25 protein-coding genes are annotated in these 25,556 nt (G+C 62.4%); 16 read left to right on the top strand and 9 right to left on the bottom strand.

Annotated elements, in window-relative coordinates:
- Nucleotides 1–5 precede the first annotated feature (5 nt).
- The 5 genes from V8J83_RS17615 to V8J83_RS17595 are packed head-to-tail and all read left to right on the top strand — an operon-like array spanning nt 6 to nt 6,225.
- On the top strand, nt 6–1,550 hold the full coding sequence (locus tag V8J83_RS17615; RefSeq protein WP_339987802.1) for an NADH-quinone oxidoreductase subunit M: 1,545 nt from the start codon (nt 6–8) through the stop codon (nt 1,548–1,550).
- A 12-nt stretch (nt 1,551–1,562) separates the two neighbouring features.
- Complete coding sequence (gene nuoN, locus V8J83_RS17610) at nt 1,563–3,008, top strand: NADH-quinone oxidoreductase subunit NuoN (protein ID WP_339987801.1); 1,446 nt, start codon at nt 1,563–1,565, stop codon at nt 3,006–3,008.
- 1 nt (nt 3,009) lies between these two features.
- A complete protein-coding gene (locus tag V8J83_RS17605; protein WP_339987800.1) occupies nt 3,010–3,759 on the top strand; it encodes a biotin--[acetyl-CoA-carboxylase] ligase in 750 nt (249 codons plus the stop codon).
- Between the two features lie 14 nt (nt 3,760–3,773).
- Nucleotides 3,774–4,556, top strand: coding sequence for a type III pantothenate kinase (locus V8J83_RS17600; RefSeq protein WP_339987799.1), 783 nt, complete (start codon nt 3,774–3,776; stop codon nt 4,554–4,556).
- Entirely contained in the window at nt 4,549–6,225 is a 1,677-nt protein-coding gene (locus tag V8J83_RS17595) for a ribonuclease J (protein ID WP_339987798.1), read from the top strand. Before V8J83_RS17600 ends, V8J83_RS17595 begins: the two co-directional genes overlap by 8 nt.
- Nucleotides 6,226–6,278: 53 nt before the next feature.
- Here V8J83_RS17595 and V8J83_RS17590 read toward each other — a convergent pair whose 3' ends face one another.
- The 8 genes from V8J83_RS17590 to V8J83_RS17555 all read right to left on the bottom strand — a co-directional run bounded on the left by V8J83_RS17590 (nt 6,279) and on the right by V8J83_RS17555 (nt 13,829).
- On the bottom strand, nt 6,279–8,111 hold the full coding sequence (locus V8J83_RS17590; protein WP_339987797.1) for a DEAD/DEAH box helicase: 1,833 nt from the start codon (nt 8,109–8,111) through the stop codon (nt 6,279–6,281).
- Between the two features lie 167 nt (nt 8,112–8,278).
- Nucleotides 8,279–8,740, bottom strand: a complete 462-nt coding sequence (locus V8J83_RS17585) for a hypothetical protein (RefSeq protein ID WP_339987796.1) — start codon at nt 8,738–8,740, stop codon at nt 8,279–8,281.
- A 34-nt stretch (nt 8,741–8,774) separates the two neighbouring features.
- A complete protein-coding gene (locus V8J83_RS17580) occupies nt 8,775–9,374 on the bottom strand; it encodes a hypothetical protein (RefSeq protein ID WP_339987795.1) in 600 nt (199 codons plus the stop codon).
- A 73-nt stretch (nt 9,375–9,447) separates the two neighbouring features.
- Entirely contained in the window at nt 9,448–10,107 is a 660-nt protein-coding gene (locus tag V8J83_RS17575; protein WP_339987794.1) for a hypothetical protein, read from the bottom strand.
- 65 nt (nt 10,108–10,172) lie between these two features.
- Nucleotides 10,173–11,786 (bottom strand): peptide chain release factor 3, encoded by a 1,614-nt coding sequence (locus tag V8J83_RS17570; protein WP_339987793.1) that lies wholly within the window; start codon nt 11,784–11,786, stop codon nt 10,173–10,175.
- 101 nt (nt 11,787–11,887) lie between these two features.
- The gene (locus V8J83_RS17565) at nt 11,888–12,235 is read right to left on the bottom strand and encodes a nuclear transport factor 2 family protein (RefSeq protein ID WP_339987792.1); all 348 of its coding nucleotides are present in this window, start codon (nt 12,233–12,235) and stop codon (nt 11,888–11,890) included.
- 112 nt (nt 12,236–12,347) lie between these two features.
- A complete protein-coding gene (locus V8J83_RS17560) occupies nt 12,348–12,686 on the bottom strand; it encodes a hypothetical protein (protein WP_339987791.1) in 339 nt (112 codons plus the stop codon).
- A gap of 156 nt (nt 12,687–12,842) precedes the next feature.
- Nucleotides 12,843–13,829 (bottom strand): Hint domain-containing protein, encoded by a 987-nt coding sequence (locus V8J83_RS17555; protein WP_339987790.1) that lies wholly within the window; start codon nt 13,827–13,829, stop codon nt 12,843–12,845.
- 118 nt (nt 13,830–13,947) lie between these two features.
- On the opposite strand from V8J83_RS17555, the gene V8J83_RS17550 reads away from it, so the two are divergent.
- From V8J83_RS17550 to V8J83_RS17515, 8 genes are all read left to right on the top strand, one after another.
- A complete protein-coding gene (locus V8J83_RS17550; protein ID WP_339987789.1) occupies nt 13,948–14,727 on the top strand; it encodes an SDR family oxidoreductase in 780 nt (259 codons plus the stop codon).
- Between the two features lie 103 nt (nt 14,728–14,830).
- Nucleotides 14,831–15,952 carry a YhaZ family DNA alkylation repair protein gene (locus tag V8J83_RS17545; protein WP_339987788.1) on the top strand — a complete coding sequence of 374 codons (1,122 nt, stop codon included), beginning with the start codon at nt 14,831–14,833 and terminating at the stop codon, nt 15,950–15,952.
- A 127-nt stretch (nt 15,953–16,079) separates the two neighbouring features.
- The gene (locus V8J83_RS17540) at nt 16,080–16,466 is read left to right on the top strand and encodes a hypothetical protein (RefSeq protein ID WP_339987787.1); all 387 of its coding nucleotides are present in this window, start codon (nt 16,080–16,082) and stop codon (nt 16,464–16,466) included.
- A 452-nt stretch (nt 16,467–16,918) separates the two neighbouring features.
- Nucleotides 16,919–17,998: an ABC transporter ATP-binding protein gene (locus V8J83_RS17535; RefSeq protein WP_339987786.1), complete on the top strand. Its 1,080-nt coding sequence runs from the start codon at nt 16,919–16,921 to the stop codon at nt 17,996–17,998.
- A gap of 122 nt (nt 17,999–18,120) precedes the next feature.
- Nucleotides 18,121–18,357 carry a twin-arginine translocase TatA/TatE family subunit gene (locus tag V8J83_RS17530; protein WP_339987785.1) on the top strand — a complete coding sequence of 79 codons (237 nt, stop codon included), beginning with the start codon at nt 18,121–18,123 and terminating at the stop codon, nt 18,355–18,357.
- Between the two features lie 84 nt (nt 18,358–18,441).
- Nucleotides 18,442–18,969, top strand: coding sequence for a Sec-independent protein translocase protein TatB (tatB, locus tag V8J83_RS17525; protein WP_339987784.1), 528 nt, complete (start codon nt 18,442–18,444; stop codon nt 18,967–18,969).
- Complete coding sequence (tatC, locus tag V8J83_RS17520; RefSeq protein WP_339987783.1) at nt 18,966–19,841, top strand: twin-arginine translocase subunit TatC; 876 nt, start codon at nt 18,966–18,968, stop codon at nt 19,839–19,841. The genes tatB and tatC overlap by 4 nt, the downstream gene beginning before the upstream one ends.
- Nucleotides 19,838–20,695 (top strand): ATP-binding protein, encoded by an 858-nt coding sequence (locus V8J83_RS17515; RefSeq protein ID WP_339987782.1) that lies wholly within the window; start codon nt 19,838–19,840, stop codon nt 20,693–20,695. The genes tatC and V8J83_RS17515 overlap by 4 nt, the downstream gene beginning before the upstream one ends.
- Nucleotides 20,696–20,904: 209 nt before the next feature.
- Here V8J83_RS17515 and V8J83_RS17510 read toward each other — a convergent pair whose 3' ends face one another.
- Nucleotides 20,905–22,104 (bottom strand): alkane 1-monooxygenase, encoded by a 1,200-nt coding sequence (locus V8J83_RS17510; RefSeq protein ID WP_339987781.1) that lies wholly within the window; start codon nt 22,102–22,104, stop codon nt 20,905–20,907.
- 142 nt (nt 22,105–22,246) lie between these two features.
- Between V8J83_RS17510 and ftsY the strand changes: the two genes are divergently transcribed.
- The 3 genes from ftsY to V8J83_RS17495 are packed head-to-tail and all read left to right on the top strand — an operon-like array spanning nt 22,247 to nt 25,513.
- Nucleotides 22,247–23,650, top strand: a complete 1,404-nt coding sequence (gene ftsY, locus V8J83_RS17505; RefSeq protein WP_339987780.1) for a signal recognition particle-docking protein FtsY — start codon at nt 22,247–22,249, stop codon at nt 23,648–23,650.
- Nucleotides 23,651–23,693: 43 nt separating this feature from the next.
- A complete protein-coding gene (locus V8J83_RS17500) occupies nt 23,694–24,596 on the top strand; it encodes a hypothetical protein (RefSeq protein ID WP_339987779.1) in 903 nt (300 codons plus the stop codon).
- A 14-nt stretch (nt 24,597–24,610) separates the two neighbouring features.
- Nucleotides 24,611–25,513, top strand: coding sequence for an EamA family transporter (locus V8J83_RS17495; protein WP_339987778.1), 903 nt, complete (start codon nt 24,611–24,613; stop codon nt 25,511–25,513).
- Nucleotides 25,514–25,556 lie beyond the last annotated feature (43 nt).

Below are 25,556 nucleotides of genomic sequence, written 5' to 3'. Positions count from 1 at the left end.
GAAACATGGATAATCTGATCTCCATCGTCACCTTCCTGCCTGCGGTCGCGGCCATTATCATGGCTGTGTTCTTGCGCGGCGACGATGCGGCGGCGCAGCTTAACGCCAAGCGACTGGCCTTTGCGGCGACGGCTTTCACCTTCCTGATTTCGCTGTTCCTGCTGGTTCAATTCGATCCGCAAAACACCGGCTTCCAGCTGGTCGAGGAAAGTGAATGGCTCTTCGGGTTGCAATACCGCGTCGGTGTGGACGGAATTTCGATCCTGTTCGTGATGCTCACCACGTTCCTGATGCCGATCACCATCGCTTCGTGCTGGGGCGTGACGCACCGCGTGAAAGAATACATGATCGCGATGCTGGTGTTGGAGACGCTGATGATCGGCGTCTTCGTGGCGCTGGATCTGGTGCTGTTCTACCTGTTCTTCGAGGCGGGCCTGATCCCGATGTTCCTGATCATCGGCATCTGGGGCGGCAAGAATCGCATCTACGCCAGCTTCAAGTTCTTCCTCTATACCTTCCTCGGCTCCGTCCTCATGCTGGTGGCGATGATCGCCATGTTCGTTGATGCGGGCACGACCGACATCACGCAGCTTTTGCAGCACAACTTCGCGACCGAGACGTTCTCTGTCCTTGGCTTCCAGGTGATCGGCGGCTTGCAGACCATGCTGTTCCTCGCCTTCTTTGCGAGCTTCGCGGTCAAGATGCCGATGTGGCCGGTGCACACGTGGCTGCCCGATGCCCACGTGCAGGCGCCGACGGCGGGCTCGGTCATTCTGGCGGCGGTTCTGCTGAAGATGGGGGGATACGGATTCCTGCGGTTCAGCTTGCCGATGTTCCCGGTCGCCTCCGACCTGCTGGCGCCGCTGGTCCTGTGGATGAGCGTAATCGCCATCGTCTACACCTCGCTGGTCGCGATGGTGCAGGAGGATATGAAAAAGCTGATTGCCTATTCCTCGGTCGCGCATATGGGGTTTGTGACGATGGGGATTTTCGCGGCCAACCAGAACGGCGTGGATGGCGCGATTTTCCAGATGATCAGCCACGGCTTCATCTCGGGCGCATTGTTTTTGTGTGTGGGCGTGATTTACGACCGGATGCACACCCGTGATATCGACGCCTATGGCGGGTTGGTGGTGCGGATGCCGGCCTATGCGCTGATCTTCATGCTGTTCACCATGGCCAATGTGGGCCTTCCTGGGACGTCGGGGTTTGTGGGCGAATTCCTGACGCTGATCGGGGTGTTCCAGGTGAACACATGGGTCGGTGTCTTTGCCGCAACCGGCGTCATCCTCAGCGCGTGCTACGCCCTGTGGCTCTACCGCCGGGTGGTCTTTGGCGATCTGATCAAGGAAAGCCTCAAGACCATTCAGGACATTACCCCGCGCGAGCGGATGATCTTTGCGCCACTGGTGGTGATGACGATCCTACTGGGCGTCTACCCCAGCCTTGTGACCGACGTGATCGGTCCCTCGGTCGGTGCCCTTGTTGAAAACTACGACGTCGCGGTGGCCGCGTTTGAGCCGCACACCCACGTCGCCGCGAACCATTAAAGGACGCCTGATATGCTCGGAGCCGACCTTGCCATCCTGACGCCGGAAATCGTCCTGTCGCTGTTTGCGATGGGCGGACTCATGGCGGCGGTCTACACGACGAAAGACGGCCTTGCCCCGGCGCTGACATGGGGCACGGCGTTGTTGTTCGTGATCATGGCCTTCTACATCGGCATCACCGGGCAGGGCGCGCGCGAGGCGTTCGACGGCATGTTCGTCGACGACGCTTTCAGCCGGTTTGCAAAGATCACCATCCTGCTCTCCGCCGCCGCCATTCTCGCGATCAGTCAGGACTATATGAGCAAGACCGACCTTTTACGGTTCGAGTTCCCGATGCTGATCGTTCTGGCCGTGGTTGGCATGATGTTCATGGTCTCGGCCGGTGACATGCTGGCGCTGTATATGGGGTTGGAGCTTCAGTCGCTGGCGCTTTACGTCGTGGCTTCGCTGCGCCGCGACAGCGTGCGTTCTACCGAAGCGGGTCTGAAATACTTTGTCCTCGGCGCGCTCAGCTCTGGTCTTTTGCTTTATGGCATCTCGCTGACCTATGGCTATTCCGGCACCACGCAATTCGCCGGGATCATCGAAGCGGCGAACGGCGAATTGTCCCTTGGCCTGCTGTTCGGTCTGGTGTTCATCCTGGCCGGTCTGGCCTTCAAGGTCTCCGCCGCGCCGTTCCACATGTGGACGCCGGATGTCTATGAAGGCTCGCCCACACCGATCACGGCGCTCTTCGCGACCGCACCCAAGGTCGCCGCGATGGCGCTGTTCGCGCGCGTCGTGCATGACGCATTCGGCGGTGTTGTGGGCGATTGGCAGCAGATCGTGGCCTTCCTTGCGGTCGTCTCGATGTTCCTGGGCGCGATTGCCGCGATTGGACAGACGGACCTCAAGCGCCTGATGGCCTATTCCTCGATCTCACACATGGGCTTTGCGCTCATGGGTCTGGCCGCCGGCACGGCCATGGGCGTCGAGGCGATGTTGATCTACATGGCGATTTACGTGGCCATGAACATCGGTACCTTCGCCTTCATCCTGTCGATGGAGCGCGACGGGCAGCATGTGACCGAAATCTCGTCCCTGTCGGCCTTTGCCTCCAAGGAACCGGGCAAGGCGATGGCGATCCTTGTGCTGATGTTCTCGCTGGCCGGTGTGCCGCCGCTTCTGGGCTTCTTCGGCAAATACGCGGTTCTGGTCGCGGCCGTGGATGCGGGCATGGTTTGGCTTGCCATTGCCGGGGTGATCGCGTCGGTCATTGGGGCGTTTTACTATATCCGGATTATCTATCTGATGTATTTCGGCGAGCCGCGTGAAGGACTTGACGGCCGGATGGGGCTGGCCACCTATGCGGGCCTGATCGTGATGGCCTTGGTCATCGGTTTGGGCTGGGTGCCGGGGATCAACCTTTTCGGGATCGAAGGCTCTGCCGCGCTGGCCGCAGAAATGCTGACCCGCTGAAATGACGGACTGGCCCGCCGATGTGGGCCGCCGCGTCCTGCCCGAGACCGACAGCACAATGGCCGAGGCCGCGCGCAGGGCTCCGACGCTGGCCGGGCCGGAATGGCTTTTGGCGTTGAGGCAGACCGCCGGGCGCGGGCGCCGGGGCAGGGCATGGTCAATGCCGCCGGGCAATTTCGCGGCTTCTCTGACACTGCGCCCGGACGGGCCGGTGGATCAGATCGCGCTGCGGTCCTTCACGGCGTCCCTGGCGTTGCGCGATGCGTTGATCGTGGTGGGTTGCCCGGCGGAGGCGCTGTCGCTGAAATGGCCCAATGACGTGCTGCTGCATGGCGGCAAGCTGGCGGGGATCCTGCTGGAAAGCATAGGCAACGGCAAAGGCGGGGTCAGCCATTTGATCATCGGGATCGGCGTCAATCTCGCATCCGTGCCCGAGGCCGCCGCGCTAGAACCCTTCGCCCTGCCGCCGGTGTCCTTGCGTGAAGTCGGCGTCACCACGACACCGGAGGCTTTCCTCGACGCGCTCGCCCCGCCCTTCGCCCGACATGAAGCCAGCCTTGCGACCTATGGCTTCGGTCCGACCCGCACCGCTTGGCTGGCACACGCCGCCCGGATCGGCGAGGTCATCACAGCCCGTCTTCCGCAAGAAGAGATCACCGGAACCTTCACGGACATGGACACGGCGGGCAATCTCGTACTTGAAACATCCAAAGGTCCGCGCCGGATTGCGGCAGCGGATATCTATTTCTGAAGGGAGGGCGCGCCATGCTCCTCTGCATTGATTGCGGCAACACGAACACGGTATTCTCGATCTGGGACGGCGAAAGCTGGTTGTGCACGCTGCGCACGTCGACCCATCATTCGCGCACGGCGGATGCCTATTTCACGTGGTTTTCGACGTTGTTGAGCCACTACGGGATCGACCCGAAGATCGACGATGTGATCATCTCGACCACCGTGCCACGTGTCGTATTCAACCTGCGTGTTTTTTGCGACCGGTTCTTCAACTTGCGGCCTTTGGTGGTCGGTAAGCCCGATTGCGCCCTGCCGATTGCGCCGCGCGTTGACTATGACACCGGTGTGGGACCGGACCGGCTGGCCAATGCAGCGGGGGCGTTTGCGCGCCATGGCGGGGATTGCGTTGTGGTTGATTTCGGCACCGCCACGAACTTCGATGTCGTGGCCGAGGATGGCGCCTATGTCGGCGGCGTAATTGCGCCCGGCGTGAACCTGTCACTTGAGGCGTTGGCCCTGGGTGCGGCTGCTTTGCCGCATGTCGATATCACCAAGCCGGAACAGGTCATCGGCACAAACACCGTCGGCTGCATTCAATCGGGTGTGTTCTGGGGCTATATAGGTTTGATCGAGGGCATCACCGCGCGCATCAAGGCAGAATACGGTCGTTCGATGAAGGTCATCGGCACCGGCGGTCTCGCCCCCTTGTTCGCACAGGGGGAACTGTTATTTGACACCATCGAAGACGACCTGACGATGTACGGCCTCACGGTCATCCATAAATATAACAAGGACAACCCATCCCATGAGTGACCGGAACCGGCTGATGTATCTCCCCCTTGGTGGCGCGGGGGAGATCGGGATGAATTGTTATGTATATGGCTATGGTCCGGAAGGGGCTGAGCGCCTGATCGTGGTGGACACCGGCGTGGCCTTTCCCGATATGGACGGGCAGCCGGGTGTCGACCTGATCCTGCCGGATGTTGCCTGGCTGGACGAGCGGCGGGACCGGATTGACGGCATTTTCATCACGCACGCGCACGAAGACCACGTTGGTGCGGTCGGTCATCTGTGGAATCGCCTGCGTGCGCCGGTCTATTGCCGCAAGTTCACCGCGATCCACGCCACTCGCAAGATCGAAGAAGCAGGCCATGACGGGGACAACGTGCGCATTGTCGGCGCCTATCCCGAGGTGGTCGAAGCCGGACCGTTCCGCGTGTCCTTCGCGCCGGTCTCGCATTCCATTCCCGAGGCCTCTGCACTGCTGATTGACACGGATGCGGGCCGCGTTGTGCATTCCGGTGACTTCAAGATCGACCGTGATCCGCGCGTGGGCGAACCCTATGATCCGGAGATGTGGAGTGAGATCGGTGCCGAAGGCGTGTTGGCCTTCGTGTGCGATTCCACCAATGTTTTCAACCGCAACCCGGGCCGCTCCGAGAGCCAATTGCCCGAGCAAATCAACGCGCTTGTTGCACAGGCGCGCGGGATGGTTGTGGCCACGACCTTTGCCTCCAACATCGCGCGTGTGAAGACGCTGGCCGAGGCCGGCGTTGCGGCGGGCCGGTCGATTTGCCTGATGGGGCGCGCGATGCAGCGTATGGTGAAGGCCGGTGTTCAGGCCGGTGTTTTGACGGATTTTCCGGCCACGATCAGCCCCGAAGACGCGCTTGACGTGCCGCGCGAGAACCTGATGCTTCTGGTGACCGGAAGCCAGGGCGAACGCCGTGCCGCCTCCGCCGCGCTGAGCCGTGGCAAGTACCTGGGCCATGAATTGAAGGAGGGGGACATGTTCGTGTTCTCTTCCAAGACGATCCCCGGAAACGAGGTGCCCGTCGCCCATATCCAGAACGCCCTGGCGGAGATCGGGGTCGAGATCGTGGATGACAACAGCGGCTTTTACCACGTTTCAGGCCACGCAAACCGCCCCGATCTTGAGGTCATGCATGATGTGCTCAAGCCGCAAATCCTGGTTCCCAACCATGGTGAATTCCGTCACATTCGCGAACATGCACGGCTGGCGACCTCCAAGGGCATGACGGGCCTCGTCGCCCCGAATGGTGCATTGGTCGAGCTTTCGGGCAATGCGCCCGGCGTTGTCGAGCATGTGGAGACCGGACGGACCTACCTTGATGGTGAGGCCTTCGTTGGCCAGTTCGATGGCGTGATCCGCGAGCGGATGAAGATGGCGCTCAACGGAATGGTTGTGGTCGCCTTGATTGTCGACGAGGGCGATGAGGTGCTTGAAGACGCCTGGGTTCAGCTGAAGGGCTTGCCCGAAGTCGGGTCCTCGGGTGCAGCACTGCAAGATCTGATCGAGGATGACATCGCAAAGCTCCTGCCGCGCCTTGATGCCAAGGTCGTTGACGATGACGAGAAGCTTGAAGAAGCGATCAAACGTATCGTGCGTCAGACTTGCGTGCAGGAGATTGGCAAGAAGCCCGAGTTGGCGCTGTTGGTCAGCCGCTTGATGGCGGACTAAACACCTACGGTTCAACGAAAAACGCCCCGGTTTTCTGTCCGGGGCGTTTTCCATTATGCTTCGGTGTCAGGCGTGTCCGGTGTGGCTTCGGCTTCTGGCGCGGGCTCTTCCACCTTTTTCTTGCGTGGGGCGCGTTTGCGCTTGGGCTTTTCCGCCTCTTCCGGCGCGAGCTCTTCGGCCGGGTCCGAGGCAGGTTCTTCGACCTTCTTTTTGCGGCGGCGCTTTGGCTTTTCCACTTCCGCTTCCACCGGCGCCTCGGCCTGAGCCTCCTCTGCCGGGGTTTCCTCGACCGTTGTTTCTTCGGCCTTCGGCTTGCGGGTGCGGCGGCGTTTCGGCTTTTCCGCTGGCGCGGCCTCAACCTCGGGGGTGTCAGGCGTTTCTTCTTCTTCGGCGTCGTCGCTCAGGTCGATGGCGGGCGGTCCACCGCGGCGCTCATCAAAGCTCAACGCAATGAAATCGGGCATGTGATCGCCCATACCGACGATCCTTGGCCCGCGATCACCGCGGTCGCGGCCCCGGCCCCGTCCACCACGTTCCCGGCGCGGGCGATCTTCGGTTCTTTCTTCGGTGCGCGCTTCTGGCTGTGCTGCTTCAGGCTGGGGCGCGGGGGCCTCTTGCGGTGCCTCAGGTGCCTGAGCTGCCTGGGGCGCGTCGTCTGCACGACCGCGTCCACGACGGCGGCTGCGCGGTTTGTCTTCCGCGCTGTCATCGTCGCGTTTGCGACGGGTGTCTTGCACCTCCATCGGGGGGGTGGCCCGTGGTATGGGCGTTTCAATCAGGTTCTCGATCGCGCCCAGGTACTTTTCATCCGAGGGCACACAGAGGGTGATCGCAACGCCAGTCTTGCCCGCGCGGCCCGTCCGGCCGATGCGGTGCACGTAATCCTCGGCGTGGCTCGGCACGTCGTAATTGATCACATGGGACACGTTCGGAATATCCAGACCACGCGCCGCCACGTCGGAGGCCACCAGCAGGGTGATCGACCCGTCCCGGAACCCGTCCAGCGTGCGCATGCGGTGAGATTGATCCAGATCGCCATGGATCGGTTCAGCATTAAGGTCATGTTTTTTCAACGACTTGGCAACGATATCCACATCGACCTTGCGGTTGCAGAAGATGATCGCGTTATTGAAGGCGTCCCCCTCTGCGGTGATCACGGCGCGCAACATGTCGCGCTTTTGCTTGGCGGCCATGTCACGGCGGGTCGGCTTGAACTCGATCAGCCGCTGCTCGATCGTGTCGGAGGTGGTCGATTGCCGCGCCACTTCGATCTTGGCTGGATTCGAAAGGAAGGTGTTGGTGATCCGCTCAATCTCGGGGGCCATGGTGGCCGAGAAGAACAGGGTCTGCCGGGTGAATGGCACCAGGCCGAAGATCCGCTCAATATCGGGGATGAACCCCATATCGAGCATACGGTCGGCCTCGTCCACGACCATGACTTTCACGTCGTTCAGGATCAGTTTACCGCGCTCGAAATGGTCGAGCAGGCGGCCGGGCGTTGCGATCAGGACGTCGACGCCCTTGTCGATGGCGGCTTCTTGTTCCTTAAACGAAACGCCGCCGATCAAAAGTGCTTTGGTCAGCTTCACGTGCTGCGCGTAAATATCAAAATTTTCAGCGACTTGCGCGGCAAGTTCCCGCGTCGGGCACAGAACCAGACTGCGCGGCATGCGCGCACGGGCGCGGCCGCGTGCCAGCATGGTGATCATCGGGAGCGTGAAGCTGGCCGTCTTACCGGTGCCGGTCTGGGCAATGCCCAAAACATCACGACCTTCCAGCGCCGGGGGAATGGCGCCTTCCTGGATCGGGGTGGGTTTTTCGTAGCCCGCTTCGGCGATTGCCTTTTGGACTTTTGGGTTCAGTTGTAGATCAGAAAACGTTGTCATATGCGTCCAATTGAGGCCGGGTCATTCTGAACCGACCGGGATGATGGAGCGCATAAGTCCCAGCGCGCTCCGCGTAGGGTCCCCGTACGGATTACGGGGGCTGGCGAGGGCATAGGCCATTCAAGCGGAAGGGTCAAATCCAGAAGGCCGAATTCCGCACGACCGCGTCAATCCGGCAAGCTTTGAAACAGCCGTGCCGGCACATGGATATCGACCGCATCGCTGCGCCCGGTCAACCGCGCGCTCAGGCCCTCGCGGCGCGCCATGGCCAAAAGTCCGTCTGACAGCGTGACGATCCCGATGGCGCTGTCACGGCAATGGCCATGGGTGCAGCCGTCAAGCTGCAGCGTGGTGGCGGTGAAAGGCAGCTCAGTTCCATTGCTCCAGGCTTGGGCCATGCGCAGGCGATGCACGCCATCGCGGCGGTGCGCGATGATCAGGGCGTGAGATCTCGTGCCGTTGCGATCGACTGTGATCAGATGGCCCATCAAGACATGGTGCGGGTGATCGGAGATTACGACCTGAGATGTGTACTGGCCGTTGAGGCCGGTTTGCGGCGAACTCACCAGGCCCGAGGGCGAGGCGCAGGCTGTCACGACAAGCAACAGGATGAGGGGCAGATACCGCATGCCCTTTTGGTACGGTAGATTGGTTAACGCGCGGCTAAGCTTCGGATATTGCGCTTGGGTGGATCAGAGGCACGTATCCGCTGCTGAGTATGCGCAGCAAATCAGGCGTTGTCAGTGATAGAGCGGGTCCATCCAAGCGCGGTAGTGGCGGGCCATAGCCCACGGGCGTGTAGGGATGGAGTCTTGCGCCCAACACCAACATCGGCGCCTTGTCCCGAAAGATGAACGCGCCGTCTGGCAGATCCTGCATACGCACGGCATGCAGCCGCTTTTGCCGCCCATTCAGGCGCTCTTGGTGCAAAACGCGGTCCATCTCGGTGGCTTTCGCACCGCCCCAAAGCTCCTTGAACCAGGTGTAATCCGCGCGCCGGCAATAGGCGCAGGGGCGGTGTCCGGCGGCGAAGGCGACAGCCTCGTCGAGAAAGAACAACTCGGTCCAGGTGCGGGGTTTTGCGATGGGGCGGCGGCGTCCGCGAAATTCGAGAACACAGGTGATCCAAGCTTTCGCTGCCCATTGCCGGTCGGTCATCTGACCGTCGCGGTCGACCAGGATACCGCGATTGCCCGTGAAGGTGCCGCGCGCCGAGTTGGCGACGATTTCGCCCGTTGGAAGAACACGATTTCGGTGTGGCATGTGCAAGCCTCCCTCGCGGATATGATCGTGTGGAAACATCCGCGATGCACGCCGAAAAGCGCGGTGTCACGTCCTACCCCTGACGGTGACGCCGCCGGTTCCGCATCAGCCTCAGGCGCAGGAACAGCCCGCGTGGGTCGCCAAGGATGTCGGGGATCAGGCGTGAGGCCAACGCCTCTGCTACCGGATCGCCCGTCGCCCGCCGCCAGATCCGTGTTGCAACAGACCGATCGAGGTCCCCGCGCGCGATCGCGAACGCATCAAGGTCGAGCGTTAAGGATGTCGGTGTGAGGCGGCCGGTAAAGAGGTCGTCCGGCGCAGTGCCCGAAAACAGACGCTCCGTCTCGTAGAGTTTCATCATGTCGACCACCATGGCGAGTTCCGCAGCGACCATTCGGCTTGCCTCGGACGGGCCGAAATCGGCCAGCGTGCGGCACGAAGAGACAAGCCACCGCGCATCGTGTAGATCGGACAAATCATCTGCATGCGCATCCCACAGGGCCGCAAAAAGGGCAGGGATATGCGCGGGCGGGGCGCGACGCCGCAGCAATGCGATCAGACGTGCGTTCAACAGCAATAGTGCGGGTTGACCGGCAAAACTTCGGGCCAGGTTGCGAGACTTTGCGGCGAAATCATCGGCCCCCGCAGGCTCTGGCGGCCCGTCGGCTTCAGGCAGTGTTCTGCGCAAAAGGGCCGCGAAATCAATGGTGTCGGGCGGTACTTCATCGCCCAACCGAGCAAATGGCGTGCGCGCCTCTTCGTCAAGGGTCAGCCAGACACGAATAGAGGGACCAGTGCTCAGACCATAAGCTCCTTCGTGGCCGATAAGGAGATGTCGGGGTAGTCCCGTTCCACCCGGTCGATGTCCCATTGCAGGCGGGTCAGGTAGACCGGGTCGCCGTCGTTATCTTCCGCGATGTGCTGCTTGTTGGCGGCGGCGAAGGCGTCAACTGCATCCTTGGTGCCATGCACCCAGCGCGCGGAGGTGAATTGCGACGCCTCGAAACGGACGGGCAGGCCGTATTCCAACTCGATCCGGCTGGCCAACACTTCGAATTGCAGCGCACCCACGACGCCGACGATGAAGCCCGACCCGAAGGTCGGCTTGAAAACCTTGGCAGCACCCTCCTCGGCGAACTGCATCAAGGCCTTTTCCATGTGCTTGGCTTTCATCGGGTCGCCAGCACGGACCGATTGCAAAAGCTCGGGCGCAAATGACGGAATGCCGGTGAAGCGCAGCGCTTCGCCTTCGGTCAAGGCATCCCCGATCCGCAATTGTCCGTGGTTCGGGATGCCGATGATGTCTCCGGCCCATGCCTCTTCGGCAAGCTCGCGGTCCGAGGCAAGGAACATCACCGGATTGCTGATCGCCATCGGCTTTTTCGACCTCACATGGGTGAGTTTCATGCCGCGCTGAAAATGCCCTGACGCCAGCCGCACGAAGGCCACGCGGTCGCGGTGCTTAGGGTCCATATTGGCTTGGACCTTGAAGACAAAGCCCGCGACCTTCTTTTCTTCGGGGGCGACTTCACGGGGTTCGGCGTTTTGTACCTGCGGTTCCGGCCCGTATTCCGCGATGCCGTCCATCAGTTCCTTCACCCCGAAGGAATTGATCGCCGACCCGAACCAGATCGGCGTCAGCGTGCCCTGCTGAAACGCGGTCAGGTCCATGGGTGGTAGCAATTCGCGCGCCATCTCGACCTCTTCGCGCAGCTTGACCAGCAGATCCGCAGGCACATGCTCGGCCAGCTTCGGATCGTCCAGTCCATTGATCGAAACGCTTTCGGCCACCTTGTTGCGGTCGGCGCGGTCCATCAACTCAAGCCGGTCGTGGATCAGATCATAGCACCCCAGAAAATCTCGCCCGACCCCGATGGGCCAGGACGCGGGCGTCACGTCAATCGCGAGGTTTTCCTGAATTTCGTCGATGATCTCGAACGTATCGCGGCTCTCGCGGTCCATCTTGTTGCAAAACGTCAGGATCGGCAGATCGCGCAGGCGGCAGACCTCGAAGAGTTTCTGCGTCTGGCTTTCCACGCCCTTCGCCCCGTCGATCACCATGATCGCGGCGTCCACCGCCGTCAGCGTGCGGTAAGTGTCCTCGGAAAAGTCGCTATGGCCGGGCGTGTCGACGAGGTTGAAGCGGAACCGCGCATCAAAATCGAACGACATTGCCGAGGCGCTGACGGAGATGCCGCGATCTTTCTCCATCTGCATGAAATCTGACCGCGTGCGCCGCGCCTCGCCCTTGGCGCGGACCTGTCCGGCCAATTGGATCGCACCACCATAAAGCAGAAACTTCTCGGTCAGCGTGGTTTTGCCTGCGTCCGGGTGCGAGATAATCGCAAACGTCCGGCGACGCGCGATTTCCGGGGGAAGGGTGGGGCGATTGGTGTGCAACGTGTCGGGCATGGGCGGGATATAGCTGCGCCCGCCCAAGGGGGCAATCGGGGTCTAGCCGTTGCCCGCGGCCATTACACCCAGGCGTGCGGTATCGACGAATTGGGTCATGGCTACATCTTGCCGTCCCGCACACGGATATGGTCGGCGAACTCGGTCTGTGTGGTTGTATCGGTCGGGACATGGCGCAAGGTCAGGGTGTAGCGGGTGAAGATCTCGTCCCCCTCGGCAATAACGGAATGCAGGTCGATGGTCCGGAATTCCCATTCGGAGACGAGCGCTTTGGTGGTTTGGTCAATCGCCCCATCGGGCGTGCACATGGCGATGGGGCCCGCGCGCGGCGCGCCGGCGATTGCGAATTGCGCCTCTGGTGTGAAATGGGCGCTGGTGGTTTCGGGGCAATTCGTGCGGCACTCGGAGTAAAAGGCTTGCATCATCATGCAGGCGTCCTGGCGGGTCATCTGGAAATCTCCATTGGGAACAATGACCGCAGGCTTCCACAAGGCTCTCCGCATCTCCCCACGCAATAAGGCCCGCCGGTTGGGCGGGCCTTTGAGATGAAAAATGTGTGGCTCAGCGCCGGATCACGCAGCTGCGCGAAAAGCTCGTCGGGATCGGGTGGCCGTCCGAATCCACATTGAATTCCACGACCAATTCGCCGTTGGGGCATTCATTCGGCGCGGAATTGGCGATGTAGCCGCCGCCCGATGAACTGGAGCTGCCACCACCGCCGCCGCCGCCGCCGCCATCCGGATTTGCGGCGAGGTCACCGGGGCCATCGAAATCGGGCGTGTCGGGGCCATTGCCGCCGGAGTCAAAGCTGGTGGCACCATCGAATGCGACGGCAGGCAGGCTGACGAAGCTCACGGCGAGGGCGATGACGACACGTTTGGAAAAGTCAGAAAAGGTCATTGAAATACTCCAAAACTGAAAAAAGGTACGTGCGATGAAAAATAGTTCGCGAAACAATGTCTCGCAGATCTCACGTATTGTTGAAATGCAGGAAATCCTTAATCGTATGGGCGACGCCGCGACACCGGTGCCCGGGACGAAGGCAAGGCCTCGTCTCTAGTCGCCGCCTTTGGACGCGCGGGACAGACGCCCGACCATGTCGGCCTGACCGTCGCTGACCTCCAGCGCCGCCGCGCTGGCCGGCGCGTCCGGGTTCGCCGTAACGGCGAGATCCTTGGGCAGCAGGTTCCGCGTCTGACCCGTGACGAGAAGCGATTCAACCGCGATGCCCTCTGCGTAGATGATCTCATGGCCGTCGAATACGATTTGGTAATTGTCCAGATACCCGCCGTCTTCGCGCAGGACGGTATCGCCGTTGACCAGAAGCTCGGCCTTGACCATGACTTCTGCCCGGCCGGCGCCAAGCTCATCGTGGCGCTGCCAGATGAACAGGCGATGTTGCGGCGCAAGGCGCAGATCGCGCGCGGTGTTGAGCGTCTCTTGCTTGAGCCGGACGGGCGCGGCACGCCCGGTGGCGCGCCGGGTCTGGTGTCCGATCCAGCGGATCGGCTGCGCGCCGTGATCGCGGGTCAGAAGCCGGTCGCCGATGCTCAGGTGCTCGACCGGCACCTGCTTGCCGCTGGCCAGCGTCAGATGCGTTCCAGCCAGAAACCTGACCGAGGCGATGTCGGCGAAGCGGTCCGGGGCGGCAGCGGTTTCTGTGCCGACCAGTTCGTAATCCGTCTCGGGCCGCAGGTCTGCCAGCGGTAGGATGTGCAGGCTCTCGGCCCCGCGGTGCATCAGCGACAAGATCAACACTTCGACCATCTCACCCGACGGCCCCATCAACATGTGGCACGCCAGGATTGCGAGCGGATCGCCGGGCGCGCCGACGTCCGAGCCATCTGCGACGCAGGATTGCCCGCTTGGACCTGTCTCCGAGATCGCAAGGCGCGTGGGATCGCCACCGCGCAAGCGGTAGATATCGCCGGGAAGGGCCGCGTCCCCGACCCCGATCGCGTCGCCCGTATTGGCCCCAGCCACGCCGTGCAAGGCGGCGGCGGGGTAGATCGGGAAGCGCAGAAGCGGCGGATGCTTGGCCATCGGATCCTCGGACAGAGAGACTGCGGTTAGACAAGTGCACCCGTCCGGGGTCAAGGCTGGCGGTGGTGTTGGGGCGCTGCTAAGGCTTGGGCAATACAACAATATTGCGGAGGGTGCGATGGATCTGGGGATTGCAGGAAAGCGGGCGCTGGTATGCGCGTCGTCGAAGGGATTGGGCCGGGGCTGCGCCGAGCAATTGGCAGCGGCGGGTGTGAACCTTGTGATGAATGCGCGCGGCTCGGAGGCGCTCGAAGAAGCCGCGCAAGCGATCCGTGATGAATACGGGGTCGAAGTTGTGGCTGTTGCGGCCGATATCACGTCGGAGGACGGACGGTCCAAGGTTCTGGATGCGGCGGGCGATGTCGACATCCTGGTGACCAATGCGGGCGGGCCGCCGCCGGGGCTGTGGTCGGATTGGGGGCGCGAGGATTTCATCGCGGCGCTCGATGCCAACATGCTGACGCCGATTGCGCTGATGACGGCGCTGATGCCGAAGATGATGGATCGCGGCTGGGGGCGGGTGGTGAATATCACCTCGCAATCGGTCAAGGCGCCGATCCCGGCGCTGGGGCTGTCGAATGCGGCGCGCACGGGTCTGACCGGTTATGTGGCGGGCACAGCGCGGCAGGTGGCGCCATTCGGCGTCAATGTGAACAACATGCTGCCGGGGATCCACGCGACGGATCGGGCGATCCAGCTTGATGGGGGCGTGTCGCAGAAGGAAGGCATCTCGATAGAAGAGGCCAAGACCCGGCGCGAGGCGACGATTCCGGCGCGGCGCTATGGGACGCGGGCCGAGTTCGGGGCGATGTGCGCGTTCCTGTGCTCGGAACATGCGGGGTTCATCGTGGGGCAGAATATCCTGTGCGACGGGGGCGGCACGAACGCGACGATCTGAGGGTGGTTGCAAGGCTGCAACCGGGGGTTAAGTATTTGATTAAAAGTATTTTTCAGATTCTTATTAACCCAATGTTAACCCGCGAAACCGGGGAGGCATCGCTGTGGCAGAACGGTTTTCGCTGAAGGATCACCTGTTCAACGCAGAGACAATCGGGCAGTTGGCGGGGGAGTTCGCGACCCTGCCCGGGTTCGAGGCGGAGGCGTTCGCGGCGGAGGTTGTGGGCGGGTTTGAAGGCCGGGAATTGCTGGAGCGGCTGGAGTGGATCGCGGATTGCCTGGAGCCGCGATTGGCCTCGGACTTCCCGACCATGGCCGATCAGCTTGAGACGGCAATGCCGGAGCGGCTGGACCCGAGCTTGCGCGATGACGATTTCGGGCAGTTCATCCATGCGGTGCCGGGGATTCTGGCGGTGCGGCACGGGTTGGAGGCGCATCGGGAGCGGGCGCTGGACCTGTTGGAGGCGGCGACGCAGCGGTTTTCGATGGAGTTCTACATAAGGCCGTTTCTGAACCGTTGGACGGTGGAAACGCTGGCGCGGCTGTCCGACTGGGCGGAGCACGGGAATTACCATGTGCGGCGGCTGGTGAGTGAGGGGACGCGACCGCGCCTGCCCTGGGCGAAGAACGTCAGGATTGCACCGCTTGCACCGCTGCCGCTTCTGTCGAAACTGCATGCGGACCCGACGCGCTACGTGACGCGGTCGGTCGCCAATCACATGAATGATCTGAGCCGGATTGATGCGGATGCGGTTCTTGGGACCTTGGCCGAATGGAAGGCGGAGGCGCGGCAGGACGCGGCCGAATTGCACTGGATGACGAGCCACGCGCTGCGGACGTTGGTCAAACAGGGCGACGCGCGGGCGATGGCGATGCTGGGCTATGCGGCGGAGGCGCAGGTCACGGTTGACCGCTTGGTGATGGTGCCAGAACGGCCCGCGATCGGCGACAGGGTGGTGGTGGAAATCGCCTTGAGCGCAGCGGTGGAGACGCCGGTTCTGGTGGATTATGCCATCGGTTTTTTGCGGCCCTCGGGCAAGGTGAGCGACAAGGTGTTCAAGGTGAAACAAGGCGTGGTGACGCCCGGCGAGCCATTGGTGTTGCGGAAAACGCAGGTGTTCAAAGGAGATGCGACGACCTATGCGCTGGTGGCCGGCCCGCATGTTTTGTCGTTGATGGTCAATGGGGTTGTGCGGGAAAGGTTGGGGTTTGAGTTGCGGCGGTAGCACGGCTTTGCCCCAGCGCAATCAGAAGGTTTTTCTTGAAACAGGGATTTGGAACCCGCACCCTCGGTGGAAAGGCGTATTGGGATTTCGGGCAGTTTCCATATTCGTGTTCTTGAAAGGTGTCTTGATGTTCCGTTTGATCCGTTACTTTTGTCTTTCTCTTTTTTTTCTGAGTGCCGTGGCGCAGGCTCAATCTCTTCGGGATGTCTTTACCAATCTCGCAGATGGGACGCCGGTTCCGAATTCGCCCACGTCGACGCTTATCATGGGCGGCATTACGGACCGTCTCACGACCGAATCCAGCGAGCTCTCGATCAGTGCCCAGGACCGTGTGACACTCACGGGGCTGCTTTCGCGCGCGGCAACGCGTGCAGCTGTTGGAGGAAGCTATTCGGACCCGGACCTGTCGCAAAGTGTCGGCGATCAGATTTCCGGGATGCAGCTTTATGCGGCGTCTGGAGAATTGGCCTTCCAAAGCGTGGGTTGTGGTGATGTCGCCTCTGAACTGCTTTGACGGATCGCGGGAAATGTTCGGAATGCGTCTGAAGCCGCTGGTGAGGGGCGGTTCGTTCAATCCTGTCAGCGGCAGTTTTCGCGGCAACAATGTAGCTGTCTTCTCCAGATTGCGTCTTCCGTGTTCCCTAACCTGGAGAATTCAGAATACAGCAGGGACACGATTTACAATCTCATTCAGAGCAACCCGTTTCTGGGGCTGATGGTACCCATGCAATGCGGTATCGTGAATTACTGAAGCTTGGCGTCGATTTTCCAGATCGGACAGCCTTTGTATGAACCGGCTCTGGTCGCATGGAAGGGCGGGCGCGCGAGCGTCGCATCCGGCAACGGAATACCGCGCTTTATGCCCTCTTCGATACATGGCGTGATCCAAGCGGTGCGGACCCTTGGCCCCACCGTGCGAACCTGCTAGCCCCGTGTCCGATTGAAACACTCGGATAAGCCCGCGCGATGACTGCCCCTCGCCTGCAGATCGAACATGCCTGCGCCCATTTCGATGGGCGTGAGGTTGTGTGCGGTGTCGACCTGACGGTGCGCGCGGGGGAGATCTTGTGCCTGTTGGGGCCGTCGGGCTGCGGGAAATCGACGACGCTGCGCCTGATCGCGGGGATCGAGCGGCAAAGTCGGGGGCGCATTCTGGCCGATGGGGAGGTCCTGTCGGATGACAACGTGCATCTGCCGCCCGAGGCGCGGGGGGTTGGCTTGATCTTTCAGGATTTCGCGCTGTTTCCGCATCTGTCGGTGGCGCAGAATGTGGGATTCGGCCTGCGCCGGGGCGGGGCGGAGACGAAAAAGCGTGTTGAGGCGCTTTTGGAGCGGGTGGACCTTGCGGGATATGGAGACAAGGCGCCGCATATGTTGTCGGGGGGCGAGCAGCAGCGCGTGGCACTGGCGCGGGCCTTGGCGCCGCGGCCGCGGATCATGTTGATGGACGAGCCGTTTTCCGGCCTCGATAACCGGTTGAGGGACGGCATCCGCGACGAGACGCTGGCGCTTCTGAAGGAGGAAGGGACGGCGGTGGTTCTGGTCACGCATGAGCCCGAGGAGGCGATGCGGATGGCCGATCAGATCGCGCTGATGCGCGACGGCGGCGTGGTGCAGACCGGTGCGCCCTACAATATATACACCTCGCCCTGCGACAAGGATGCCGCCGCATTTTTCAGCGATATCAACGTGATATCGGGCGAGGTTCACGGGGCATTGATCGACACGGCCTTCGGTCAGTTCCTGGCGCCTGGGGTTCCGGATGGCGGCGCGGTCGAGATCGTGTTCCGCCCGCAGCATGTGAAGATCGACTTCGACCGGGGCGGGCGCGGCCCGAACCCGACGCCACAGGACGGCGTTCCGGCGCGCGGCGTGGTGCAGCGCGCGCGTTTCATGGGGCACGAGAGCCTCGTGGAGTTCCGCATGGATTTCGACGGATCGATGCTGAAGGCCACGGTTCCCAACGTTTTTCTGCCGAAACCGGGTACGGCGTTGTGGCTGACGATCCGCAGGGACCGGTGTTTTGTGTTTCCAAACCGGGATTGAGGCCCGGCAAATGCGTTTTTGGGCTTTGATCTGACGGCCCGAGACCATACCTATGCAGGGGAATTCGAGACAGAGGTGCGCCGCGCTGCCATATTTGTGCGCGGCCCAGAGGGAGAAAAGCAATGCTCAACAATATCGGACCGGCTGGTCTTATCCTGATCGCGGTTGTGGTTCTGGTGCTGTTTGGCCGGGGCAAGATCGCGGGCCTGATGGGCGAAGTGGGCAAGGGCATCACGGCGTTCAAGGACGGTGTGAAGTCGCCGGACCCTGATCAGGTCGAGGATGCGACGGAGACCGCAGACGCCGCCGCCGCCCGGGATGTGACGCCCGAGGAGCGCCGCGAGCGTGACAACGCCTGAGGCGCACGGTTGCGGTGGGTCGCCTGATGCATCCGTGCGGTGCGGGGCAGGCTGCCGTGCGACAGACGGCGAGGGGTAGGGCGGATGCCTGACATCGGAATGATGGAGATGCTGGTCATAGGGATCGTGGCGTTGATCGTCGTCGGTCCCAAGGACCTGCCGAAAATGTTCCGCAAGCTGGGGCAGATGACGGGTCGTGTGCGCGGCATGGCGAAGGAGTTTTCCAACGCGATGAACGAGGCCGCCGACGAGACCGGCATGACACAGATGAACCGCGATTTGCGCGCGGCGTCGAAGTTCACCAACCCCAAGTCAATGGCCAAGGACATGATGGGGGATGTCATGGACGACATTGATCCGTCGAAGTTCGAGGAAGGCTCTGCGACCCGCGCGGTTGCCGAGAAGAAGGCCGCGGCGCAGGCGGCGACGAAAGAGCGGATCGCGGCAATGAAGGCCGAACGCGCGGCGGAGGCCTCGGACGAGCCGGAAGAGCCTGCCGCGCCCGAGTTCACAGCCGATGCAGATGCGCCGGAGGGGCCCGTGAAGGTGATCAAGCCTGTCGATCCCGGCCCTGCAGAAATTGAGCCCGCCGCACAGACGGAGCGGTCATGAGTGACGCGTCGAACACCCCCGAAGACGGCATTGACGACAGCTCCGCCCCGCTGATCGAACATCTTGCGGAGTTGCGCACGCGCCTGATCCGGTCGGTCATGGCTTTTGTCGTGGGCATCGTGGTGATGTTTGTGGTGGCGGAGCCTGCGTATAATTTCATCCTTGAGCCACTGCGCTCGATCCTCGAGGCGCGGGGCCTGCCGACGCAGATCGTCTACAACGCGCCGCAGGAGTATTTCTTTGTCTTGGTGCGCATCTCGATCATCCTGGGCTTTGCGGTGTCGTTTCCGGTGATCGCGCATCAGCTGTGGCGGTTCGTGGCGCCGGGGCTCTATAAATCGGAAAAGAACGCGTTCTTGCCGTTCATTTTCGCCTCGCCGTTCCTGTTCATTCTGGGCGCATCGTTCGCGCATTTCGTGGTGACGCCGCTTGCGATGAACTTCTTCATCGGGTTTTCTGACGCGATCCCGGCGATGACCGCGTTCCTGACGGGCCAGGACTACACGCCGTCGGCGAACAGTCAGGAGTTGGAGACCGTGTTTCTTGGCACGGCGAAAGATTCGCTGGACCTGTCGTTGAAGTTCATCTTCGCCTTTGGCCTGTGCTTCCAACTTCCGGTGGTTCTGACCCTGATGGGTAAGGCCGGGTTGGTGAGTGCCGAGGGCCTGGGCAACGTGCGCAAATGGGCCGTGGTGGGCATCCTGACGCTGGCCGCGTTGGTGACGCCGCCTGATGTGATCACGCAGGTGATCCTGTTTGTGGTGGTATACGGCCTCTACGAGATTTCCATCCAGCTTGTGCGCTGGGTGGAGCATGCACGGACCAAGCGGCTGCGCGAAGAAGGCATTCTGGGCGAGGACGAAGAACTTTGAGCGAGGCTGCCTTTGAGAGGCAGGCGCTGGAACGGATCGCGGCGGCCTTGGAGCGGTTGCGCCCGGCTCCTGCAACGGCTCCCGATTGGGCGTCGGCGCGCGCCTTTGTCTGGCACGCGGACCCCGATGGGTTGGAGCCGATCCGCGATGTGAACCGGGTGCCTCTGGACCTGCTGCACGGAATTGACCGGGCGCGGGATACGCTGATCGCCAACACCCGACAATTTGCCGAAGGCCTGCCGGCCAATAACGCGCTTTTGTGGGGCGCGCGGGGCATGGGCAAATCGTCGCTGGTGAAGGCGGTGCATGGGGCGTTGTCGGAGGATCATGCGGACTTGAAGCTGGTGGAGATCCAGCGCGAAGATCTGCCGTCGATCGGCCGGTTGCTGACCCTGCTGCGCGGGGCGGATGTGCGGGTGATCCTGTATTGCGATGACCTGTCGTTTTCGCACGACGATCAGCATTACAAGAGCCTGAAGGCGGTGCTGGATGGTGGCGTGACGGGGCGGCCCGAGAATGTGGTGTTCTATGCCACGTCGAACCGGCGCCACCTGATGCCGCGCGACATGATCGAGAATGAACGCGGATCGGCGATCAACCCGTCGGAGGCGGTCGAGGAAAAGGTCTCTCTGTCGGATCGGTTCGGGCTTTGGCTTGGCTTCCATGCCTGCGACCAGGAGGCCTATCTGACGATGATCCGGGGCTATTGCGATGCCTATGGTGTGACGATTTCCGACGCGGATCTGCGCGCCGAAGCCGTGGAATGGCAGGCGACACGCGGGTCGCGCTCGGGCCGGGTGGCGTGGCAATATTTCACCGATTTGGCAGGACGGCGGGGCGTCGCGCTGAGATAGGCTTGCCGCTCCTTCGGCCTCACGGCCGTCCTCGCAAGTGTGGCGGGTGAGGGGCGCGGATAAGCGCGCGGTGCGCTGCGCGGCCGGCCGTTTCTTGCATTTGTTTGGAACAAAAATGGGGGGCTTGCCCGAATTGGCGGGGGCCTTGTGGCTTTGGCGATTGGGCGTCTGCGCGGAGGGGCAGGCGGTCCGACGGACAGTTGGCGGATTTAGCGGGTGGCGGCGCGGACGGATTGCAGGAGCAGTTCGGTGTCTGTGTCATCGGAGAGCGGTGTTTGTGCGGGCGTGGTGCCAGGGCCCGATGTTGGCGTCGCGGAGGATGTCCGGGCGGGTGCGGCGTTCGACCGGGTCAGTGTCGGGGCCAGATGTGCGGCTTGCGCGGCCTCCATCACCGACAGCGCGCGTTTGTCCATCATGCGGCGCCACGCCGCCGGCACGGTCGCGATGATCGCCATGACGGGCATCGAGAACGGCAGCGTCGGGGCCGTGGCCCGAGGGTCGAGCCGATCATACGGGCGGTCGGGGTGCATGTGGTGCTCGGAATGGGCGGGCGCGTTCATCATCAGGTAAGAGGAGAAGCCCGAAGGGGCGTTCCAGCTGTGGTGGGCGGCGACGGGTTCGGTGCGGCCATTGGGCAGGATCAGGCGTTGCAGCCCGTAGTGTTGCACGTAGTCCGACATCAGGATCTGCGCCCCGGTCAGGACCCAGAGCAAGACGAGCGGGACAAATCCGGCGAGGCCCGCGTTGGTGATGATTACGACGGCGGTTACAAGCGCGCCGCCGAGCCAGAGCCAGTAGGGATTGGTGATGTGATTGGGTCCCCGGCCCTTGTGTTCCAGCCTGTCCACCTCTGCGATGATCCCGGCCTCGAAGGTGCCGCGCCAGGCGCGGGGCAGGTAGGCCCAGAAGCTTTCGCCGGGGCGCGGGGTGCTGGGGTCTTGTTCGGTGCCGACGTGGCGGTGGTGGACCAGGCGGTGGGCGGAGACGTGGTGTCCGAAGCCCACGGTGGTGTAGACCGCCGCGCCGAGGGCCTTGAGAGCGGTGTTGTGGCGGTGGATCAACTCATGCGCGTTGGGGTGACTGACCTGTCCGAAGAAGCTGGCCGTGGCGAAGAGGAGCGCGAGGGTCTGGCCAAGGCTCAGGGTGCCCGAGGTCACCGCGGCGCAGGTCGAGATCAGGAGCAGCATGTGGCCGAGGGCCAGTCCGACGGACAGCGCGTCGGACCAGGGCTGTGTGTCTTCATTTGAGGCGGGCGCGGTTGGTGGGGCCAGCAATCTGTCGGCCAGCGCGGCCACAAGCGTCAGCCACGCCAGCGCGATCCAGGCGAACCCGCCCCAAGCCGTGCCCGCGAGGATCAGCAGGGCCAGCGGCGGTAGGGTGACGGCGGCGTAACGGGCGATGACGGGCATCGAAGCGGTCCTTTGGTCGGAAGCGGTTGCGCGCGGATGCGCGTAGCATGGCAATCGGGCAAAAGAATGGCGGTTTTCGCGGCTCTTTCCAAGCGCGTCCGGGGGTATTAGGTGGGTTGGGTCAGGCCAAAGGTGGGTTCTCATGTCCTTTTTCCGGAAATTGAAGGATCGGATGTTCAAATCCTCGTCGAAACTCGATGAGGGGTTGGATGCGATCATTGAAGAGGGCGCGGTAGAGGCCGCCGAGGAGGACGCGGCGGAAGAGATCTTGCACGCGCAGGAGGCTGTGGCAGGGGTTTCTGAGCCTGAGCCTGAGCCTGAGCCTGAGCCTGAGCCTGAGCCTGAGCCTGAGCCTGAGCCTGAGCCTGAGCCTGAGCCTGAGCCTGAGCCTGAGCCTGAGCCTGAGCCTGAGCCTGAGCCTGAGCCGGTTGCGCCGCCGCAGCCGGTGGAGCTTCCGCAGCCGCCGGTTGTGCCGGAGCAATCGCCAGAGCCGGAGCCAGACCCCGCGCCGGTTGAGCGGCCTGTGCCGGTGGAGCCTATACCCGCGCCTGCGCCGGTTGAGATCCCTGCGCCCGAGCCTGAGCGTCCATCCGATCCGGCTCCGGTCGAATTGCCGAAGATGGAGGCCGTTGCCCCGGCGCTGACCGAAGTGGCCCCGGCGAAGAAAACCGGATTGTTGGGGCGGTTGATGGGCCGCACGTCCGAGCCGCGCCGGGCGTTGGATGATGACATGTTGGAGCAGTTGGAAGAACTGCTGATCACGTCTGATATGGGCGTTGATATTGCCTTGCGCGTGACGTCGAACATGGCCGAGGGCCGATATGGCAAACTGATGTCTGCGCGCGAAATCAAGGCGTTGCTCGCCGAAGAGGTCGCGCGGGTGATGGAGCCTGTGGCACGTCCGTTGCCGATTTATCCCAAGACGCCGCAGGTGGTTTTGGTGGTCGGCGTGAACGGGTCGGGCAAGACCACGACGATCGGCAAGCTCGCCAGCCAGTTCAAGGCGGCGGGCAAAAGCGTGGTGATCGCGGCGGGCGACACATTCCGGGCCGCGGCGGTGGAACAGCTTCAGGTCTGGGGCGAGCGCGCCGGCGTGCCGGTTTTGACCGCGCCCGAAGGGTCGGACCCGGCGGCGCTGGCATTCGATGCAATGGGCAAGGCCGAGGCCGAAGGCGCGGACCTGTTGATGATCGACACGGCCGGGCGGCTGCAGAACCGCGCCGACCTCATGGAAGAGCTTGGTAAAATCGTGCGGGTGATCCGCAAGAAAGACCCCGACGCGCCGCATAACACGCTGCTGGTTCTGGACGCGACGACGGGGCAAAACGCGCTGAGCCAAGTGGAACTTTTTGGTAAGATGGCTGATGTATCAGGGCTGGTGATGACCAAGCTCGACGGGACAGCGAAAGGCGGTGTGCTTGTGGCTTTGGCCGACAAGTTCGGCCTGCCGATTCACGCGATAGGGGTTGGGGAGCAGATTGATGATTTGCAACCTTTTGACCCGCAGGATTTCGCAGATGCCCTAGTTGGGTTTGATCGAACCTAACATTCATCCACACGCTTCTGTGGATAACTTTCGGAGGCTTTTCATGCGCCAATTCTTACTCGCAGCCGGGATTCTTGCGGCATATGTCCCATCGGTTCAGGCCTTTGAGGTTGCCGAATGCGGTGAAATCGAAAGCCAGATCTACACGCTTCTGAATGCGGAATTCGGTTGGGACGTGACGCAATCGCCCACATCGACGGCCGAGGCGTTTGCCGATGGTTGCGCGGTGAGCAACCTTGACCTCCATGTGCAGGATATCGGGGTGCACTACACCATCGGTTCGGCGCGCATGATTGCGGGAGAGGCGATGGATTGGGTGCGCGGCGACGTGGTATTGCCGGGCGAGGCCGCGCTCGTGATCGAGGATGTGGCGCTCAACGAAGACTTCGGCGTGCCAGCGGATTTGGCGTATCTGAGCGATGTTTCGGCTCAGGTGATCACGCTGAACACCCGTTGGGACGGGGTCGAGCAGACGCTGGACATCGAAGCGCTGCGTATTGATCTGGGTGATGACAATGTCGTAACGGTCGAGATGAACGGGCAGGCGCGCGATTGGCAGCCCTACGTGATGCGGGCCGAGGATTTCGGGTTGACCCGGCTTGGCCTTGCGGTGTCGTTCAACGGGTTGTTCGAGCAGGCCATCGCCCCCCCGATCGAAGCCAATGGCACCGCACTGACACCGGAATCGGCGCAGTTTCTCTCTGCCATGGCGTTCGGATTGATGGCAAATGTGCCGCCGACACTGCTGCCTATGCAATCGCAGGAGGCGATTGTCGACTTCCTCGCCACGATCCCAAACCCGCGCGGCGATTTGAGCCTGGTGTTGCGCAATGAGGAACCGTTCTCGCCGGAGCAGATCGCGCAAGACGTGATCGGTGGCCAATCGCTTTTGGAGGCGGTGCCCGAAGCGCTTACGCTGGATGCCGACTGGGCGCCGGCGCAGTAACGAGCGGCCTGAATGTGAGCGCATGGATCCAGAGTATCGAAGGTACGCCGACCGGCGCGACCGTTGCCCTGATCCTTGCGCTTATGGCGGCGGTTCTGCACGCGGCGTTCGGCGCACTGCAGAAAGGGCGGCACGACCCACTTTTGGCGCGCGGCGTGATCGACATCAGCTATGCACTGATGGCGGCCCCTTTTGCGTTTTTCGTCGTGCCGTGGCCCGAGCCGCATATGTGGTTGATATTCATCGGTGTTTTCTTCATCCACGCGGGTTACAAATGGGCGGTTCTCTTGAGCTTCCGGCGGGGCGCCTTCACGGTGGTCTACCCGGTGATGCGAGGCACGGGGCCGCTTTTCACGGTGATCGGCGCATGGCTGATCTTCGACGAGACATTCACCGGCGTGCAATGGTTGGGGGTTCTGGTGCTTCTGGCGGGGCTTTACGGGCTCGCGGCCTACAACATGGCGCGGGTCACGGTGGCGCGCGATACATTGGTCGCAGCGCTGGGATTTGCGATGCTGACGGGGCTGTTTGTCGCGGTCTATACGACGTTCGACGCCTACGGCATTCGCGCGACGGCCGATCCATTCACGTTTCTGGCGTGGTTTTTCTTCATCGACGGGTTGCTGTTCCCATGCCTTGCGCTGCGGTTCTACTTGCGGATGGAGGAGCGCCCGCCACTGGCCCCCTTGGCGCTGCGTGGCGTGGCGGGCGGCTTGATCGCGCCGTTTTCCTTTGGCGCGGTGATGCTGGCCACGCGGCTCGATCAGGTCGGCGAAGCGGCGGTGTTGCGCGAAACCTCGACGATCTTCGCGGCGCTGATCGGCTGGTTGTTCCTGCGCGAGACGGTGGGTCCGGCGCGCGTCGCCCTTATGGCCTTGATCGCAGCGGGCGCGGTGATAGTTGAGGTGGGCGGGTAACCCGCGCGCCCGGCCTTTCGGGGCGCGCGCACAACAGCGCGAG

The sequence above is a fragment of the Gymnodinialimonas ulvae genome (assembly GCF_037543845.1).
GTDB lineage: Bacteria > Pseudomonadota > Alphaproteobacteria > Rhodobacterales > Rhodobacteraceae > Gymnodinialimonas > Gymnodinialimonas ulvae.
Note: the sequence above shows the minus strand (reverse complement) of the source record. Positions and strands in the feature narration are given on the sequence as shown.